At 39.9% G+C, this 17,172-nt stretch carries 15 protein-coding genes; 5 read left to right on the top strand and 10 right to left on the bottom strand.

Annotated elements, in window-relative coordinates; all coding sequences use genetic code 11:
- Positions 1-12 precede the first annotated feature (12 nt).
- The 6 genes from SANK73390_RS06985 to zntR all read right to left on the bottom strand — a co-directional run bounded on the left by SANK73390_RS06985 (position 13) and on the right by zntR (position 3,849).
- Positions 13-414, bottom strand: coding sequence for a GNAT family N-acetyltransferase (locus tag SANK73390_RS06985; protein ID WP_462764928.1), 402 nt, complete (start codon positions 412-414; stop codon positions 13-15).
- Position 415: 1 nt separating this feature from the next.
- A complete protein-coding gene (locus SANK73390_RS06990; protein ID WP_261592498.1) occupies positions 416-622 on the bottom strand; it encodes a DUF3283 family protein in 207 nt (68 codons plus the stop codon).
- An 89-nt stretch (positions 623-711) separates the two neighbouring features.
- Positions 712-960, bottom strand: a complete 249-nt coding sequence (locus SANK73390_RS06995) for a DUF1289 domain-containing protein (RefSeq protein ID WP_462764929.1) — start codon at positions 958-960, stop codon at positions 712-714.
- A 113-nt stretch (positions 961-1,073) separates the two neighbouring features.
- Positions 1,074-2,183, bottom strand: coding sequence for a 1-acyl-sn-glycerol-3-phosphate acyltransferase (locus tag SANK73390_RS07000; protein WP_462764930.1), 1,110 nt, complete (start codon positions 2,181-2,183; stop codon positions 1,074-1,076).
- 99 nt (positions 2,184-2,282) lie between these two features.
- On the bottom strand, positions 2,283-3,452 hold the full coding sequence (locus SANK73390_RS07005; RefSeq protein ID WP_462764931.1) for an SO_0444 family Cu/Zn efflux transporter: 1,170 nt from the start codon (positions 3,450-3,452) through the stop codon (positions 2,283-2,285).
- Entirely contained in the window at positions 3,436-3,849 is a 414-nt protein-coding gene (gene zntR / locus SANK73390_RS07010) for a Zn(2+)-responsive transcriptional regulator (protein ID WP_462764932.1), read from the bottom strand. Before zntR ends, SANK73390_RS07005 begins: the two co-directional genes overlap by 17 nt.
- A gap of 74 nt (positions 3,850-3,923) precedes the next feature.
- Here zntR and SANK73390_RS07015 point away from each other — a divergent pair, with 74 nt between their 5' ends.
- Together SANK73390_RS07015 and SANK73390_RS07020 are read left to right on the top strand one after the other, a co-directional pair.
- Positions 3,924-4,871, top strand: coding sequence for a D-2-hydroxyacid dehydrogenase (locus tag SANK73390_RS07015; RefSeq protein WP_462764934.1), 948 nt, complete (start codon positions 3,924-3,926; stop codon positions 4,869-4,871).
- A gap of 155 nt (positions 4,872-5,026) precedes the next feature.
- Positions 5,027-5,401, top strand: a complete 375-nt coding sequence (locus tag SANK73390_RS07020; protein ID WP_462764936.1) for a DUF3192 domain-containing protein — start codon at positions 5,027-5,029, stop codon at positions 5,399-5,401.
- A 28-nt stretch (positions 5,402-5,429) separates the two neighbouring features.
- Here SANK73390_RS07020 and SANK73390_RS07025 read toward each other — a convergent pair whose 3' ends face one another.
- The 3 genes from SANK73390_RS07025 to SANK73390_RS07035 form a co-directional block, all read right to left on the bottom strand.
- Positions 5,430-6,332 carry a GGDEF domain-containing response regulator gene (locus SANK73390_RS07025; RefSeq protein WP_462764937.1) on the bottom strand — a complete coding sequence of 301 codons (903 nt, stop codon included), beginning with the start codon at positions 6,330-6,332 and terminating at the stop codon, positions 5,430-5,432.
- Positions 6,333-10,049 carry a hybrid sensor histidine kinase/response regulator gene (locus SANK73390_RS07030; RefSeq protein WP_462764940.1) on the bottom strand — a complete coding sequence of 1,239 codons (3,717 nt, stop codon included), beginning with the start codon at positions 10,047-10,049 and terminating at the stop codon, positions 6,333-6,335. It lies immediately after the preceding gene.
- 113 nt (positions 10,050-10,162) lie between these two features.
- Positions 10,163-11,569, bottom strand: coding sequence for a PhoH family protein (locus tag SANK73390_RS07035; RefSeq protein ID WP_462764942.1), 1,407 nt, complete (start codon positions 11,567-11,569; stop codon positions 10,163-10,165).
- Positions 11,570-11,842: 273 nt separating this feature from the next.
- On the opposite strand from SANK73390_RS07035, the gene rapA reads away from it, so the two are divergent.
- Together rapA and rluA are read left to right on the top strand one after the other, a co-directional pair.
- Positions 11,843-14,740 carry an RNA polymerase-associated protein RapA gene (gene rapA / locus SANK73390_RS07040; protein WP_462764944.1) on the top strand — a complete coding sequence of 966 codons (2,898 nt, stop codon included), beginning with the start codon at positions 11,843-11,845 and terminating at the stop codon, positions 14,738-14,740.
- 160 nt (positions 14,741-14,900) lie between these two features.
- Positions 14,901-15,554, top strand: coding sequence for a bifunctional tRNA pseudouridine(32) synthase/23S rRNA pseudouridine(746) synthase RluA (rluA, locus tag SANK73390_RS07045; protein WP_462764946.1), 654 nt, complete (start codon positions 14,901-14,903; stop codon positions 15,552-15,554).
- A 172-nt stretch (positions 15,555-15,726) separates the two neighbouring features.
- Here rluA and SANK73390_RS07050 read toward each other — a convergent pair whose 3' ends face one another.
- On the bottom strand, positions 15,727-16,452 hold the full coding sequence (locus SANK73390_RS07050) for an XRE family transcriptional regulator (protein WP_261592509.1): 726 nt from the start codon (positions 16,450-16,452) through the stop codon (positions 15,727-15,729).
- Between the two features lie 264 nt (positions 16,453-16,716).
- Between SANK73390_RS07050 and SANK73390_RS07055 the strand changes: the two genes are divergently transcribed.
- Positions 16,717-16,974: a helix-turn-helix domain-containing protein gene (locus SANK73390_RS07055; protein ID WP_261592510.1), complete on the top strand. Its 258-nt coding sequence runs from the start codon at positions 16,717-16,719 to the stop codon at positions 16,972-16,974.
- Positions 16,975-17,172: the final 198 nt, after the last annotated feature.

The raw sequence follows: 17,172 nt of genomic DNA on the forward strand, positions 1-17,172 counted from the left end.
CTACAGATTACATTACTTGGATAAACACATTGCCACAATATCACGCTTTTGCGCAATATAACTGTTGAAATATGGCTGCAGTGAAGGTGGCAATAGGCATTCAACAAAATTCAACCGTTGATAAAAGCTGTACAAATGTCGATATGCGAATGTATAAACATCACCTTTTTGATGGATAAGAGTTTGAGTTAGCAATGCCCTTGCAACCCCTTTACCACGGTGCTCCGGGGCAACCAAAACGCTAGATAAAAGTAACAAGCCTTCTTTGTTTTGCACCCGACAGGCTGCGATTATATGCAAATCTTTAGCGACCCAATTTTGATCTTGTTTGGTTGCTCTACCTCTACCTCGATGCTGTTGATAAAACTTATTTATCAATGGAGTAGCGACTGCATTCAATTGAATAACTCGCACATTACCCCGCAAGCATAATGCTAAGGTAATACTCAAAACGTTGTTTCAATATCTCTTGCTCTGATTGCGGTCGGCTATTGATTGCTTGATAAACAGATTCGCGCGTACTTTTTGAGCGTTTAATTTGGTAAGCCCAAAAAGATGCTTCATAATCTAGCTGAATTTGATACTTCTCTTGCCTAGGTAAGTTACATAAATTAAAACTCATCGTTATCACATCATTAATTCAAATTTAGAGATACCCACTATTATATCATATCTTTATATATGACCTTTAAGCTGATGGGCTACCAACTCTTAAAAGTCTAAAGATTGCTGTTCATTTGGCTTATCATTTTGTGCATTTTGCTTTTTCTTAGTTGCCAAATAACGTTTATAGCGTTGCTGGCACAACACGGTGACCTTACGCTTTTGGGCATTATTTAAGTCATTCCAGGCAAAGCGCTCCTCACGACTGCGATAACAGCCTTTACAGTAGCCTCGGTTGTTGACTTGGCAGATCCCCTTACATGGACTGGGGATCTCAAAAATTTCTATTTGTTCCATAATACCCATACCAGTTTCTTATTATCAGTATAACTTGATTTTATGGGCTAATAGCAAACAAAAAACCACTCTAATTAAGAGTGGTTTTTCTACATAATAAAGTACTTTTTTGCTTATGGTACTAATTTTCTTTTCAGTGGCTCGGCATACATCGCAAGAACTTGCGCTTTTAACTCCTCGGGCACCTTTTCTAATCGTTTCAAAAAGTCTTGTAACTCTTGAGGACTCGCTTCACTGTCTTCTCCAGCTGCAATATAATTACTTGGGTGCAGATAATAATGACTCAATATTTGTCGATCAATACTATCCGCTAACTGATCAGGTGTATCACAGTGATCAGCAATCGGTTCACCAAATGCAACATGTACATGACCTTTATCAGAGCGTATTCCCTCTAAGATACTCTCGATATCCTCACCCTGAGCTTTTACGTAAGCCCCAAACTCTCGCTTATGAACTAACTCTTTGGCTTTGGCGATAGCACACGGCTCATACTGGTAGGATATTGATACTGGTACAATTTTTAAAGTTCTCACATACTCGTCAAAGGGTAACTTTAACTTACGTCCATGCAATTGAAGCATCTTAAGTAAAGCTGGATCGGTTTGATCAACACCATCTTTTGCTCGCCCTTCTTTTTGTGCAATCCAAATTGAATGCCCTGATTGTAATGAGTCAAAAATGTAACCTGATAATTGCGTAAGCGCTTTAAGCATTTCTTTTGGTGCTTTCGCTGAGCGCTTAACGATAAAACTTTTATTTAAACGCATCAGCTCTGTTATATAGGGCACTTGCAACAAATTATCACCAATGGCTATGCGTACTGTATGCATGTTGTGTTGATGCAACCCCCAGTTCATTAACGCCGGATCCAGGACAATATCTCTGTGATTGGAAATAAACACATATGCACCGTCTTTTTCAAGTTTATCTAGGCCAGAATAAGTGACTTTAGAGGTTGTATTATTGATAAGCATCTCTAAGTAATAAGCCACTTCTTGCTGAACCTGTTCAACTGTTCTGAATCCACCCCATTTAATACGTAATCTTACGCGTACCAGAGGTCGTGAAAGCGCAGACCAATGACTTAACCAAGCTGGCAAATTGTACTTCGCGATAACATCGATAAAGTCATTATCAGCTAATAAACGCCCCAGAGCCGCGGGTACTTCATCGTCGTTATAAGGTCTTATCTGTGCGTACTTATCCACTAAACTACTCATTTATCTAAGGATTGAACTTCAAAACGTCGTATTTTATCGCGCTTATCTGTGGGAAGCCAAGATTATCAAGTCTGACCACCTTTGCAAGTGCTTAATAGGCTATTTTATTACCATTTTTTGCCAGCCAGCTAGTAACGCTAAACGAAGCATCAAAGCGAGTAACACGGCCCCACTCAACAGTGTTAACCACTGAGGTAGTACTTCATGCTGCATTTGATGCATTGGCTGAACAATAAATCCATAGGCTGACACTAAAAAATCAGTTAACAAGCCAAATATAATGGCCACACCAACAACGCCACCTAAATAGGCAAAAACAGCGCGTTGGCCAAGTTCTTTAGCTACTACACCCAATGTAGCAATATTGGTTGCAGGTCCTGCTAACATAAATACTAATACCGCGCCTGGAGACACGCCAGCCATAAGTAAACCTGCTGCAATCGGTGTTGATGCAGTAGCACAAATGTACATTGGAATGCTAATCAAAATAACGACCAGCATTGCCAGTACCCCGCTACCCCACTGACTTAAAAAAGATTCAGGGACATAAGTTTGCACAAGCGCGGCAAAAAACAAACCAACCATTAACCATACCATGGTATCTGAGAGTAACTTGTTGCTGCTAAAACTCAGTGCCTGATAAAGTTTATTGATAAATGTTGCTTGTTGCGGTGCAGATTGATTGTCACAACAGCTTACACCTAGCGGCTGCGCTTGTTCAGCTGTATCATCGCAACTCGGACTTAATTCTCCTGTTGCTTTAAGCGTTTTATCACTACAACAATGACTTTCCTGAACTTGTGATGCGGACTTTGCCGTGCTGCAGCTATCATTATTAGTTATACTTTTAGTAGTACTAGCTTGAATAGATTTATCTTCTCTTCCAACCAATACGCCAGCTACAATCGCACTACAAATGGCTGCAATTGGTCTGATCACAGCCATAAATGGACCAAGCAAAACATAAGAAACAGAAATAGAGTCAACCCCCGTTTCTGGCGTTGAAACTAAAAATGCAGTGGTCGCACTTTTTGACCCTCCTGCTCTTCTTAAACCGATTGCTGCGGGGATAACACCACATGAACACAATGGCATAGGAGCACCAATTAGCGCTGCTTTAACTGTGGTCCAAAAACCTTCTTGACCTAAGTGACGTTGCAAGAAGTCTTTTGCAATAAACACATTGAGTAAACCCGCTAGGAATAAACCAAGCATTAGCCAAGGCGCTGATAATAAAAATAGCTGCCAAAAATTAGTTATCAATTCCATCTATATCCTCCAACACAGTTAAGATAGAGCAAAAGTCAGCGCTTTCTAATCCACCACAGCAGCGCAGAGCCAGTTTAGATAAAGATTGTTCAAAACGTTGCAATTCAGTGATACGCGCACGGACTAATGCCAGTTTTTGTAACGTAATACCTTTCACTTCCTCGCAACTATGTTGATGCTTATCAATACTGATTTGTAATAACTCATGGATTTCTTTTAAGCTAAAACCCACATCTTTAGCACGAAGAATAAACTGCACTTGCCGTCGCTGTGCTTGATTATACATTCGATACCCTGACTCACTTCTTGAATCCGGGGTTAATAAGTTATGCTGCTCGTAGTACCGTAGCGTATCTGTTGATACCCCTAACGATTTTGCTAGCTCTCCGATTTTCATCTTTGTCTCCTTTATTTCGTGATAAAGTATAAACCTTAGAGTTAACACTAAGGTCAATAACTTTTGAGAAAAATATGAATATCGTAATACTTGATGCTAAAACCCTTGCAAATACCTCTTTATCACCATTACAAAAGCTTGGTCAAGTGACTGTGTATAGCAACACACCACCAACACAAGTTATATCACGTTGCCAACACGCTGATATCATTATCACCAATAAAGTTATTTTAAATGCCAGCACCATCGCATGCCTACCCAATTTAAAACTTATCTGCGTTGCAGCTACTGGGACCAACAATATCGATTTAAATGCTGCTAAAGCGAATAATATCACGGTTCAAAATGTTGCCGGCTACTCAACGCCATCCGTCGTACAGCACACGTTTACGTTACTAGGTAATTTAATGGGCAATGTGCATCGCTATAACAACGACTGTAAGCAAGGCTTATGGCAAAAAAGTGATATGTTTTGTCGTTTAGATCACTCAATCAGCGAAATAAATGCGAAACAATTTGTCATCGTCGGTTACGGTGCACTAGGAAAAGCAGTTGCTAATGTAGCCCATGCTTTTGGCGCGCATGTTGTTATTGCAGAGCGTCGACATCGCAAAAAAATAAGAGCTGGACGCACAGATTTTGATCAAGCTTTAAGACAAGCTGACATTATATCAGTCCACTGTCCACTGACAGAGCACACAAAAAACCTATTTGATGAATCAGTACTGTCATTACTCAAACCATCTGCGGTGCTGATCAATACGGCAAGAGGTGGCATCGTAAATGAGCAAGCTTTAGTAGATGCGCTTAATAACAAGCAATTAGCAGGTGCAGGCATTGATGTACTATCGCAAGAGCCAGCCGATGCAAACAATCCACTACTTCATTATTGTGGTGAAAATCTATTAGTGACACCACATATTGCCTGGGCGAGCGAAGAATCAATCACTCGTTTGGTGCAGCAAATCGCTGACAACATTCAAAAATTTATTAAAAGTAGCACAACAAACAAAGTGGTGTAATTTATCAAAAATTAGCTAAAATAACGAATTATTAAAACTAAATCACATTTAAAATAATTAGCAACACAATATAACTATTTGAAACAATTTACCTTTTTACTATTGGCAATAATTTTGCTTATATAGAGCCAAATAATGTTAAGGACCATATAAAAATGAAAAAATTACTTTTAGTTGCTGCACTTGCAACACCACTCCTTTCAGGTTGTATTGTGGCAGTCTCTGACGGCGAAGTAGATCATGGTTGGGTAAAGCACAATGGTAACTGGGAGAAGACACAACATGACAATCGCAAAAAAATAGCCAAGCTAGATATTGGTGCCGATTACCAAAGTGTTTTAAATTCATTTGATACACCAGAATTCACAGAGCTCGTTAAAAAAGGCGATAATGTTTATCAGGTGTTATTTTTTGCCACTAACAGCAAGCATTCTGATGGTAAAGTTACCAAAGATGAATGTACACCGTTGGTTTTTAAAGATGCGAAATTAATTGGTTTTGGTGACAGTGCGATGGCAGAGCTACTATAAAACGCTAGATAAATAGGTGAGAGTTACCTCACCTATTTATCATTACCATACGTTCTTGGTTTGTGTGGGCTGCAACCAATGCGCAATCAGCTTGCTGTAAGCAGTTTGTCACACCTAAAGAGAAGCTTTCTCTAGTATAAACAATCCCAATACTGATACTCACATGTGCACATATCGGGGAACACTGATGCGACAGTAATAGCTTATCAATAGCATCATGCATCGCAGTAGTTAAGGCCTCAACTTGATGGGCTGAGTAGCCCGATACAGTAATACCAAATCTTACGCCATCATAGCGCGCAATAAACCCTTTTTGCTGTTCAACCACAAGCTTTAGCGCCCGTGCCACCTTGACTAAACACTCATCACCACCAGCATAGCCATACTCATCGTTGTACTCTTTAAAATAATCGATATCCACTAATAACAGCGCAAGGCTACTTTTGTCGCTTTGGCATAACTGCCATTGTTGCGCAAAATGTTTATCAAATAAGCGACGATTAGGCAACTCGGTCAATCCATCTACTGATGCAAGCTTTTCCAATAAATCACTTTTTTGTTTCAATGCTAAGTGCATTTTTACTCTAGCTTTTACTATTAAAGGGCTAAACGGTTTAGTGATGTAATCTACCGCCCCCATTTGTAAACCTCTCACTTCATCACTATAGGCGTTACTAGATGAAATAATAATAACTGGAATCATATAAGTATCGGGAGACTCTTTTAAACGTTGCAAAAATAGCCCTCCCAGGTCATCAGCTAAGGTGATATCGGTAATGATTAAATCAACATTGTGTTTAGCAATCAATTGCAATGCACTGGTTGAGTTATCACTTAATATTATGCGACAGTCCTCGCTCAGTGTATTTTCAAGCACCACACGATTTAAAGGGTCACTATCAACAACTAATACATAGGTATTGTTTTGCATTTATTCACCGTGATATTTCATTAATATATATTGGCGTACTTGAGTTAAACACATCACTAAATTTTTCACTAGCGTACTATTTTGTAACGTGCCATGATCTTTCAAATGCAGTTCAAGTTGCTTCGCTGTAGTAGCTAAGTGAACAAAGCCAACACCACCAGCTGCACCTTTAACATTATGAGCTATCATCTGCAGTTTGGTTAACTCATTTTCAGTGTCAATTTTCTGCAAATATTCTGTACACATATTAGCGAATTTTTCAAGCGTTTTGCTCAATAATTCAACATTTCCCATCATTTGTTGCAACCCGAGTTGACTGTCGAAAAAAACATCTTCATTTTGTAGGTGCGTTTGCAACGCTTGATGCAATTTTGCTTGTGAGACTGGTTTGTTTAAATAATCACACATTCCTACATCAAGCGCCCGCTCTTGCTCACTGCGTTGTGCATTTGCCGTTAGCGCAATAATTGGATTGCTAAAACTCTCTAATGTCTGCTTAAGCTCCTTAGTCGCTTGGAAACCATCAATCACAGGCATGTGAATATCCATCAAAATGAGATCGGGATTTAAGGCCGAAACGACCTCAACAAGGTTGGATGCGGAATTTTGAACTACCACATTAATATTTAAAGCAAGCAACATATTTGCTGTAATATCTAAATTTAAGCTGTTGTCATCAATTACTAAGCACAGGCATCCAGAAATATCCTTATGAGCCTGAATTAGCATTTGACTATTTTGCTCATACAACAAACAGCTATATGCACTTTGTAAGAACATTTCATCAGGCATAATTGTCAAAGGTGCATTGCATGTTGTTTTAGAGAAAGACTGCAGCTGGGTACTGATAACCGATTCTAACCTCTCAATATATTGTGGGGCATGCTGTAGTAATGCGCTAACCTCATTGGGGTCGCAAACAACAAGCGATTTATACTCACGCTGTGTCATTTCTATTATCGCTTCGTTGGCGCTATAAACAATGCATATATCTGCTTGTTTTAAGTAATCAACCACTCTTTCCTTTTTACATAACCACAATACTGGCGAGTAAGCCTGAGCGACTACACACACTGCTTTGTCCATTTTTAAGGTAAAGTAGAATTCACTACCACGGTTAAGTTCACTGTTCAGTGAAATATTACCTCCGAGTAACGTGACTTCATGCTTAACAATGGCAAGGCCTAACCCAATTCCCTCATGCTGGCGTGATAAAGACTCATCACCCTGAGTAAAAGCATCAAATAACCTTTGTTGATCTTCATGTTTAATACCAATACCTGTATCGGCCACACTAAAGCGGACACTTTGCTGTTCTGAGCTGCTATCTTCGACCGTCAAGCTTAATGTGATAGTGCCACTTTGCGTATATTTCACAGCATTATTTAGTAAATTCAACAAAATCTGTTTAATTTTATTTTCATCGCTTTGTAACACAGGCCAAACTCGGTCATCAACTTTAACAATCAGCTTCAGCTGCTTTTTCTCTATTAAAGGCGTAATTAATTCTAAACAATCTCGTACCGTAGTAGCCACACTAAATGGCTGTATGCACACAGCCTGTTGTTTACCTTCTACTTTAGCAAAAGTCAAAATACTATCGAGCATATTCAACAATTGCTCGGAAGCATGTTCAACTTGGCCTAACATGGTGCTGTGCTGTTCACTTACCTGCTGTTTTTTAATAATCCCCACCACACCTTGAATTACATTAAGTGGCGTTCTGATCTCATGACTAATATTGGCAATAAAACGGCTTTTAGCCAACGTAGCCCTTTCTGCGTCTAACTTTGCCTGAGTTAAACTCGTAATATCTTGCAAGTGCAAAACATAATATTTCGCGACCTTTTTTTTATCCCACACCAAAGATGCACTTAGCTGCAACCAACTATAAGGTTCATTTTGCGAAATACTGAGCTCAAGCACTTTTTTTGTATCTTTTAAAAGCATGCTCAGCACGTGAGAAATAGCTAAGTAACCATCTGCTGTAAATAGTGATGATAAGTGCACAAGAGGCGAAACCGTCGCTTTATCTAAATAACGACGAGCAGCTTTATTCATAGCTAGCACCTCCTTATCAAGAGACACTAAAATGACACCATTTGGCGCATATTCCATAGCCGATTTAAAGCTTTCTTCAGATGCTTGCAGTGCTTTTATCGCTTGTTGCTGCATCGTTACATCTTGCGCCACACCCAAACTACCTAACATGCCTCGCTGAGCACACAAAAATGGGCTTAAAGTTAACATGTAACTCTTATCATCTAAGGTAATGGTTTGAGTAATTGCTTTTTTTTCATTAAGCATTTGCTGCTCAAGGGTTAGAAATTCTGGGTACATACTGGTAATTTCAGTTTGTTCACGACCAACTAGTTGAGACTTTTCAATACCTAAAAACAACTCAAACGCTCGGTTACATCCAATAAATGAACCATCTATATTCTTGAAATATATCAAATCAGGTACACTGTCTAATACCGTGTTTAACAGCGCTGCTTGACGCTCTTTTGCTTCTAAAGAACGTGATAATGCTCGTTTTTGTGATTGCACTTGTTCATCAAGAACTTCATTATGGCGCTGCAACTGTTCCAGTAAACTTTGCTTTTGTGTGACAACTTGCTTAACACGCGCAAACCACGGTTGCCAATCAACAGGAACTACATAATCAAACGTACCTTTTGGCGCATTTTCTTGATAGGTCAAATAACTTAAGAAGTAACTCACTGGGTAGATAAAAATACGGTTTCCTAACCAACTCAATAATAGGTAAATCACCACCATAAATATTAATAAAAAGCCAAACTCCAGCAATACTTCTATTAAAACAGGGTTGCGAAACTGTGCCTCATCTTGGGCATAAACAACATCGATAGGCATGTGTGCTCTTAACCTATAAAGTTGCACGCCATCTTCCCAAGGTGCTATCTCGTTAATGGAGGTTTTTGACTTCAGTTCAACTGCATCATCATTGAGAAGATTCAGCTTATCTTTGTTAAACAGGGTAATTGTTATATGTTCTGATGTAACGTCCCTAAGCCAACTTGCAACATCGGCACTGTCATAGACGAGTACCACATATTCTCCCTCTGCATTGCCACTTTGCTTAGCAATACTAAAATAATGTTTCCCTTCAATATTTACCCGTCGACTGCTACTAAAATTAGATTGAGAAAAGTCAGGTGCTAACGCCCCATCAAGCATGGCACTTAACATATGACTCGTGCTGTTGTCTCTGCGACGAACAAACGCAAATTGCCCTTCTTTAACATAGGCAATGGCATCTAAAGCTGGAATTAACGCTAATGCAGTGTTAAATGCAGGCCCCAATGCAAGTATTTGCTGCCAATTATCTGGCACATCCAAAGCTGAATGTGGCGCTTTACGAACCACAATTTCTCCACCTTCACCATCGAGCTGATGATAATAATTATTGTTTTTTTCAATTGCGTGAGTAATCGAACTATCAAACTCGTACACCAATGGCTGCATAAGGCTTGAAAAAATATTGTCGATGACATTACTCGCCTCAGCCACCTTCTGAACAATTTGAGTATCTATCGCTTCATAATATACTTGATGCTGAGCAAAAGCGCGGTTGAGCTTTATATGATATAAATGCATACACAAAAAACCAGCCACAAATATCGACATAAATAAACTCGCTAAGGCAGCGGTGCGATACTTTTTTAGTGGAATAAAGTCTTGGTTTTCTTTCATCGTAGCTGAGGGTGTCATTATTATTAAACAGAAACATTACCAGTAATGCGCTACATGTCTATTAAAAGAATTTAAAGCAGGCCATAAAAAACGGCCTGCTCGTGTTGGTTAAGTTACAAATTTTCTTCCGCAAAAGACGCTAAGCGACTGCGTACCACACCATTTAAATTAATGGTGGCACTGCCTTCAAAGTGCTTAAATCGCTCAACCAAGTATGTTAACCCTGATGTGACGGGCGTTAGATAGTTGCTATCAATTTGCGCCAAGTTACCCGTACATATCAACTTAGTTCCTTCTCCACATCTCGTAATAATAGTTTTCAACTGAGAGGCCGTTAAATTTTGACTTTCATCTAAAATAACCACGGCATTTTGAATACTACGACCACGCATAAAGTTTACTGACTTAAACTGTATATTGGCTTTTTCCATGATGTAGTTCCTACTCGAAATAGGACTTTCATCATTTTTATGTAGTACTTCCAATGTATCAGTAATTGCAGCCAGCCAAGGCGCCATTTTTTCCTCTTCTGTTCCGGGTAAAAAGCCAATACTTTCAGCAATTTCTGGTGTATTCCGGGTCACAATTACCTTATCGTAAATACCTTTTTCAATGATCATTTCCAAAGCACTGGCCAATGCAAGTAACGTTTTACCACACCCTGCTGGGCCCGTTAAAATGACCAATTCAATATCAGGGTCAAGCAATGCATCAAGTGCCATTCCTTGATAAATATTCTTTGGTTTCACTCCCCATGCCATTTGATGCATCAATCGCTCACGGCTTAAATCTCGTAAAGTAATATTTTTATCATCATAACTATCGACTCTAGCAGCAAAATGTTCACTATCATCAATTAGGTATTCGTTACAAAACACATCTGGGACCAACGCCTTTGGTACATGGTGTACAGTATAACGGCCTTGTTGCTCGGATGAGCAGTCACCTACATTTTGCCAAAAGTCGCCACTAATTTTCTTAAAGCCTGTGCTAAGCAGTTTAATATCATCAATTAGTTGGTCGGTGCGGTAATCTTCTACAAATTTTAACCCTGCCCCTTTGGCTTTAAGCCTCATGTTGATGTCTTTGGTAACCAACACCAATTTTTTTTCACTATATTGTTTTTGCAAATGCACAGCACAATTTATAATACGATGATCATTTTCATTACCTGGCAAACCAGAAATGCTGTCAGGAAACAAATGATCATTCACGATTTTCAATTTGCCGCGTGCAAGCGGGCCATGCTCTTTATCTGATTGAATACTGGGTAGACTTACTCCTTCTAGCATTTGTTCAGGGGAGGCATCTTTTAATACACCATCTAGACTTCGAATCGCAATTCTAGCGTCACGACTTACATCGCGTTTTCTGTCTTTTATATGATCTAGCTCTTCAAGCACAGTCATGGGAATTACCACGTCATGTTCTTGAAAGGAAAGATAAGCGAGGGGTTCATGTAGTAGTACGTTGGTGTCAAGCACGTACACTTTTCTGTCTTGGTCTTGATCTTTTCCCATAGCGCATTCCTGTCGTTTGCAATTATATATGCTATACCCAATACATTCAGTGGCAATGCCAACTATTTGCATGGCTATAAACCAAGTTTAGTCTATTTGTCATAAAAGTCCGTTTCATGACAACTGACTGCACATATATTAAGCAAACTGTAATGTTTATGACATTCTCTATTTACGCGCCTCAATAGGCACATTCACAGAGAATAAACAAGATTGAACAACGCCATGCGAACGGGTAACATAGCCGCCTTTTTCTGCTAAGACGAGACAAACATGAATTTTTCCTTAGGTCAGCGCTGGATCAGTGATACTGAGTCAGATTTAGGATTAGGTACCATAGTGGCTTTGGAAGGCCGTCAGGTCACCATATTGTTCCCCGCCAGTGGAGAAAACCGCGTTTATTCAATGCAAGAAGCCCCTGTAACGCGTGTAGTCTTTAACCAAGGTGACGTCATTCGCCATGTTGAAGAGTGGGAACTCCAAGTAGAACACATTGAGCAACAAGGTGACCTGCTGTGTTATCACGGCACTCGTCTCGATACGTCAGAAAAAACCACGCTAAAAGAAACCTTTCTTGACCATTTTATTAAGTTTAATAAACCACAAGATAGACTATTTGCAGGTCAAGTTGACCGTTTTGATCGCTATACTCTGCGCTACCAAACATGGCAGCATCAATTTAATCGCCAGCAGTCACACCTCAAAGGTGTGGTTGGGCAACGTGCTAGCTTAATTCCACATCAATTATATATTGCTGATGAAGTAGGTAAGCGCTTTGCTCCTAGAGTGTTGCTCTCAGACGAAGTGGGCCTAGGTAAAACCATCGAAGCGGGCATGATTTTGCATCAACAAATTTTAACTGGTCGCGCTAATCGCGTACTGATAGTTGTGCCAGAGAACTTACAGCATCAATGGTTGGTTGAAATGTTACGCCGCTTTAATTTGCACTTCTCTATTTTTGATGAGGAGCGCTGTGATGAAGCGTTTGCCGACTCCCCTAATGTATTTGATACTGAGCAATTAGTACTAGTAAGCCTTGAATTTATTACTAAAAAACGCCGCTGGTTTGAACAAGCAACCTTAGCTGATTGGGATTTATTGGTCATTGATGAAGCCCATCACTTAACCATTACAAAAGAAAAACCAAGCACGGAATATTTACGCATGGCCGAACTGAGCCAAGATATTCCAGGGCTTATTTTGTTAACCGCAACCCCGGATCAATTAGGTCATTACAGCCACTTTGCGCGTTTACAGTTACTCGACCCTGATAGATTCTATGACTATGACGCATTTGTTGAAGAAGAAAGCCGTTATCAACTCGTAGCCGATGCTGCCAACCAATTACTACAAGATGGCGCACTGGATGAAAAAGGCCAGTCCATCTTAATTGCGCTGTTAAAAGAGACTGATATTTCAACTTTACTCAATAACGCACAAAACGGTAATGAAGCAGCAAAACAAGAAATTCTATCCATGCTTTTAGACCGTCACGGTACAGGCAGAATTTTATTCCGTAACAGCCGCAGCGGCATTGAAGGCTACCCAAGCCGTAAGCTGCACAGCTACCCTATTGAACTACCTAAACAATATAAAACAGCCATGTCCGTATTAGGTAGTATGGGTGGTATTCAAAGCCCTGAAAAATCGGCACTACGTGCACTATTCCCTGAAAAAATCTTTCAAGAATTTGAAGGTGAAGGCAGCGGTTGGACTGCATTTGACCCCCGCGTTGATTGGTTGATAGATACATTAAAGTCTCTAAAGCATGAAAAGATTTTATTGATCTGTGCACAAGCGCAAACAGCCATTAGCCTTGAGCAAATATTACGTGAACGCGAAGCCATCAAAGCCGCGGTGTTCCATGAAGGTATGTCGATTGTTGAGCGCGACCGTGCCGCTGCATTCTTTGCAGACGAATATAACAGTGCGCAAGTACTCTTGTGTTCAGAAATTGGTTCTGAGGGTCGCAACTTTCAGTTTTCACATCATTTAGTCTTGTTTGATTTACCTCTGAACCCTGACTTACTAGAGCAACGTATCGGTCGCCTTGACCGTATCGGTCAAAAATTTGATGTCAATATTCATGTGCCATACTTTGAAAATACTGCACAAGAAGTTTTACTGCGTTGGTATCAAGATGGCTTAGACGCCTTTGAAAGCACCAGCTCTACAGGTCAGCTACTGTACAAGGAGTTCTCTGAAGAATTGCTTGAGTTAATTAGCGAGCACAACTGTGACGAAGACAGTTTAGACCCTGTACTAGAGCAAGCTGCTAAGCAAAACCAAGTGCTGCGCAGCCAAATGGAACAAGGCCGCGACCGATTACTAGAGCTTCATTCCAGCGGCCAAGGACAAGCTGAGCGCTTGGTAAAAGAAATTGAACAACTTGACGATGATGTAATATTACCCGCGTTCATGATCAACGCATATGATATTTTTGGTGTAAATCAAGAAGACAAAGGCGAAAACACCATTATTCTTAAACCAACAGAGCACATGCTAAACCCGTCATTTCCGTGTTTAAAAGACGATGGCATTACCGTAACATTTGACCGAACTACAGCACTTTCACAAGAAGATGCCCACTTTATTAGTTGGGATCATCCAATGGTGCAAGGCACCATGGATATGATTTGCGATGATGACTTTGGTAGTGCATCAGTTGCCCTGTTAAAAAATAAAAAATTACCCGTTGGTACTTTCTTTGTTGAGCTAATATTTATTGCAGAAGCCTCAGCACCAAAAGCGTTGCAAGTAGGTCGCTTTTTGCCACCTACGCCAATACGTATTTTGCTTGATAAAAGCGGTAACAACTTGGCCGAAAATGTCGCGTTTGATGCCTTTAACAACCAGCTATCAGCCGTTGGACGTCAAACAGCAAGCAAATTAGCCAATGCACTACAAAGTGCCATTCACCCGTTAATATCAACAGCAAATGACTTGGTAGCGAGCCAATTAGATACCATTCAAGCACAAGCACAGCAAAAAATGTTAGACGCCATGGAAGATGAACAAAGCAGGCTTAGCGCACTCAAAGCAATCAATCCTAATATTCGTGATGAGGAAATAGCCGTCTTTGATAAGCAACGCGCTGAGTTAACCATCCACATTGCCAAAGCACAGCTTAAGCTAGATGCAATTCGTCTTATAGTAGTTACGCACGAGTAAACCCCTTAAGCTCAGCGTCAGCCACTTTTGGTTTACGCTGAGCTGATTTTATAGTCCTACAAGGAACAAAGTGAAAAATATGGCAGATAACAAGGCAAAATTTTGTTATTAAGCAAAACCTCGCTAGAATACGGCGCTCAAATTAATTAAGGCCAGACTTGTGTTGTTAAACTATGCGCCACCGCGCGATCCGTATTTAGACATTCTGTATCAAGATGATCATATGTTGGTTATCAATAAGCCCAGTGGTTTACTCACCGTGCCGGGCAAAGATCCCAAACATGCAGATAGTGCAATTAATCGAGTCAATGTAGTGTTTCCTAGCGCACGTATTGTTCATCGGTTAGATATGGCAACTTCTGGTGTGCTGTGTTTAGCTATGTCAAAAGAGGCCCATCGTTTTTTAAGTATTCAATTTCAAGATAGGTTAACCAACAAGCATTATATCGCCAGAGTATATGGCAAGCTTGAGCAATTTTCAGGCTCTGTCGATTTACCTCTGACATGTGACTGGCCTAACCGTCCTAAACAAATGGTTTGTCATGAAACAGGGAAGCCCTCACTTACCCATTTTGAAGTACTAAATTACGAAGATAAAGCAACACGTGTCAAACTCACGCCAATAACTGGTCGCTCTCACCAGCTACGCATACATATGCTATCGCTTGGTCATGTAATATTAGGTGATAGGCTCTATGCTAAAGACGAGGCACTTGCAGCTGCTTCTCGTTTGCAGCTGCATGCCGAAATGTTACAGATCTGCCACCCTTACACCGAGCAGTTAATGACGTTCTCAGCAAAAGTGCCATTTTAATGAGTATTAAATAAATAATCTGATATTGCGACAGATAAATAACTTAGTAACCAGGCAAAAGCTCCGCTATATCATTACTCAACATGAGTCATTTAACTCGCTAGAATGATCAATATTTTAATAAAATTGGTATACCTTAAATTTATAGCGTCCCTGTATGGCACGCTATGTACTAAGCAAGATCTTTACCTATCCATACAACCTTACCAATGATCTCTAACTGCTCAAGTTCGTGTGGTTGTATATGCTGATCGACATATTCTTTATTGTCACTAATTAAACGTACTGAACCGTCTAAGTACTGCTGCAACCGTTTTGCATAGAGCTCTTCACCCAATCGAACCACATAAATTAGCCCTTCACTGAGTTTTTTATCTGATAAGTCAACCAAAATAGTGTTGTTGTTATGTATTGTTGGTTCCATAGAGTCGCCTTTAGCAAAAACAACAGCTAACTGACTTTTATCTAATCCTTTATAATCAATCCACTTTTTCCTAAAAGCTAAATGGCGTTCAATGCGCGCAGCGCCATTGAATGCACCATGCCCAGTACTCACTGAAATGTGGTAACCCGGTACTAAAATAAACTCTTCTTCAAATTCATCAACACTCACAACCCGCTGGCTCAATAATGGCGAATCACTGTTATGGTTAACCGACTCACCAACTCCTTTTACCAACCACATAAAATCAACATGTGCTTGCTCAGCAATTCGCTCAATAACACTCAATTTCGGATCTTCACCCTTCAATATTCTACGCAGAGTCCCTTCAGAGACACCTATTTTTGACGCAAACATGCGAATACTGTCTGGTTTAATCGCCTGTTCAACACGCGTAGAGAATGACGCAGAACCAGCGCTATTGCTCGCTATACTATCGCTATAGTTTTCAGACATATCAAAGTTTCCCTTATTTTTTTAAGAGTAAAAAATTTCGCGTTTCATGACATTGGTCAAACAAAAAATAATGCAAAAGCTAAAATAACATTTGAAATGCGTAATTTTTAGATCTAGAATTTAAAAAAATACGCACAAACAACATTGAAAGTTCCCTTTCCATTCTAATTGATGCGTATTAAGTGCTGGATTATACATCAAGATATAACGTTTTTCACTGGAAAACAGTATTTTTGCGTAACAAATGAAGGAAAATATAAAATTATGCACTCAAACATTAGTACTCAAACAAATCGCACGCCCAAAGGGTCAGATATTCTAAAATTTGCACGTAAATGCAGAGGCTTTACTCAAGCAGAATCCGCTGCCAGTTACGGTATTGAAGAGCGTACACTTAGGCGCTGGGAAAACAATGAATATAATCCCCGCTGGAACGATGTGATAGGCTTACTTGAAGATGTATACTTGATGGATGTAGCAAAAGTGATCGTCGGTATGACTGACTCTCAAGTATCAAGATAACCACCTTGATACGAAGTAAAACTCGGTACTAACCAATGCATCAATTGATATATGACATGATGAATAATCCTCTTGAGCATACCCTTTGTGCTTGTGCTACGCTTGCTCGTTATCTAGACCGAGCAGCTCTTAACCACTGGGATGACATAGTCATCATACCTGTGCTTTATACCCGCTGCGATTTACCGCCCAATTGCA

This window comes from Pseudoalteromonas sp. SANK 73390, from assembly GCF_054966645.1.

Coding starts and splice junctions, on each gene's coding strand:
- SANK73390_RS06990 (WP_261592498.1), bottom strand. CDS start 622: ATGAGTTTTAATTTATGTAACTTACCTAGGCAAGAGAAGTATCAAATT.
- SANK73390_RS06995 (WP_462764929.1), bottom strand. CDS start 960: ATGGAACAAATAGAAATTTTTGAGATCCCCAGTCCATGTAAGGGGATC.
- SANK73390_RS07000 (WP_462764930.1), bottom strand. CDS start 2,183: ATGAGTAGTTTAGTGGATAAGTACGCACAGATAAGACCTTATAACGAC.
- SANK73390_RS07005 (WP_462764931.1), bottom strand. CDS start 3,452: ATGGAATTGATAACTAATTTTTGGCAGCTATTTTTATTATCAGCGCCT.
- zntR (WP_462764932.1), bottom strand. CDS start 3,849: ATGAAAATCGGAGAGCTAGCAAAATCGTTAGGGGTATCAACAGATACG.
- SANK73390_RS07015 (WP_462764934.1), top strand. CDS start 3,924: ATGAATATCGTAATACTTGATGCTAAAACCCTTGCAAATACCTCTTTA.
- SANK73390_RS07020 (WP_462764936.1), top strand. CDS start 5,027: ATGAAAAAATTACTTTTAGTTGCTGCACTTGCAACACCACTCCTTTCA.
- SANK73390_RS07025 (WP_462764937.1), bottom strand. CDS start 6,332: ATGCAAAACAATACCTATGTATTAGTTGTTGATAGTGACCCTTTAAAT.
- SANK73390_RS07030 (WP_462764940.1), bottom strand. CDS start 10,049: ATGAAAGAAAACCAAGACTTTATTCCACTAAAAAAGTATCGCACCGCT.
- SANK73390_RS07035 (WP_462764942.1), bottom strand. CDS start 11,569: ATGGGAAAAGATCAAGACCAAGACAGAAAAGTGTACGTGCTTGACACC.
- rapA (WP_462764944.1), top strand. CDS start 11,843: ATGAATTTTTCCTTAGGTCAGCGCTGGATCAGTGATACTGAGTCAGAT.
- SANK73390_RS07050 (WP_261592509.1), bottom strand. CDS start 16,452: ATGTCTGAAAACTATAGCGATAGTATAGCGAGCAATAGCGCTGGTTCT.
- SANK73390_RS07055 (WP_261592510.1), top strand. CDS start 16,717: ATGCACTCAAACATTAGTACTCAAACAAATCGCACGCCCAAAGGGTCA.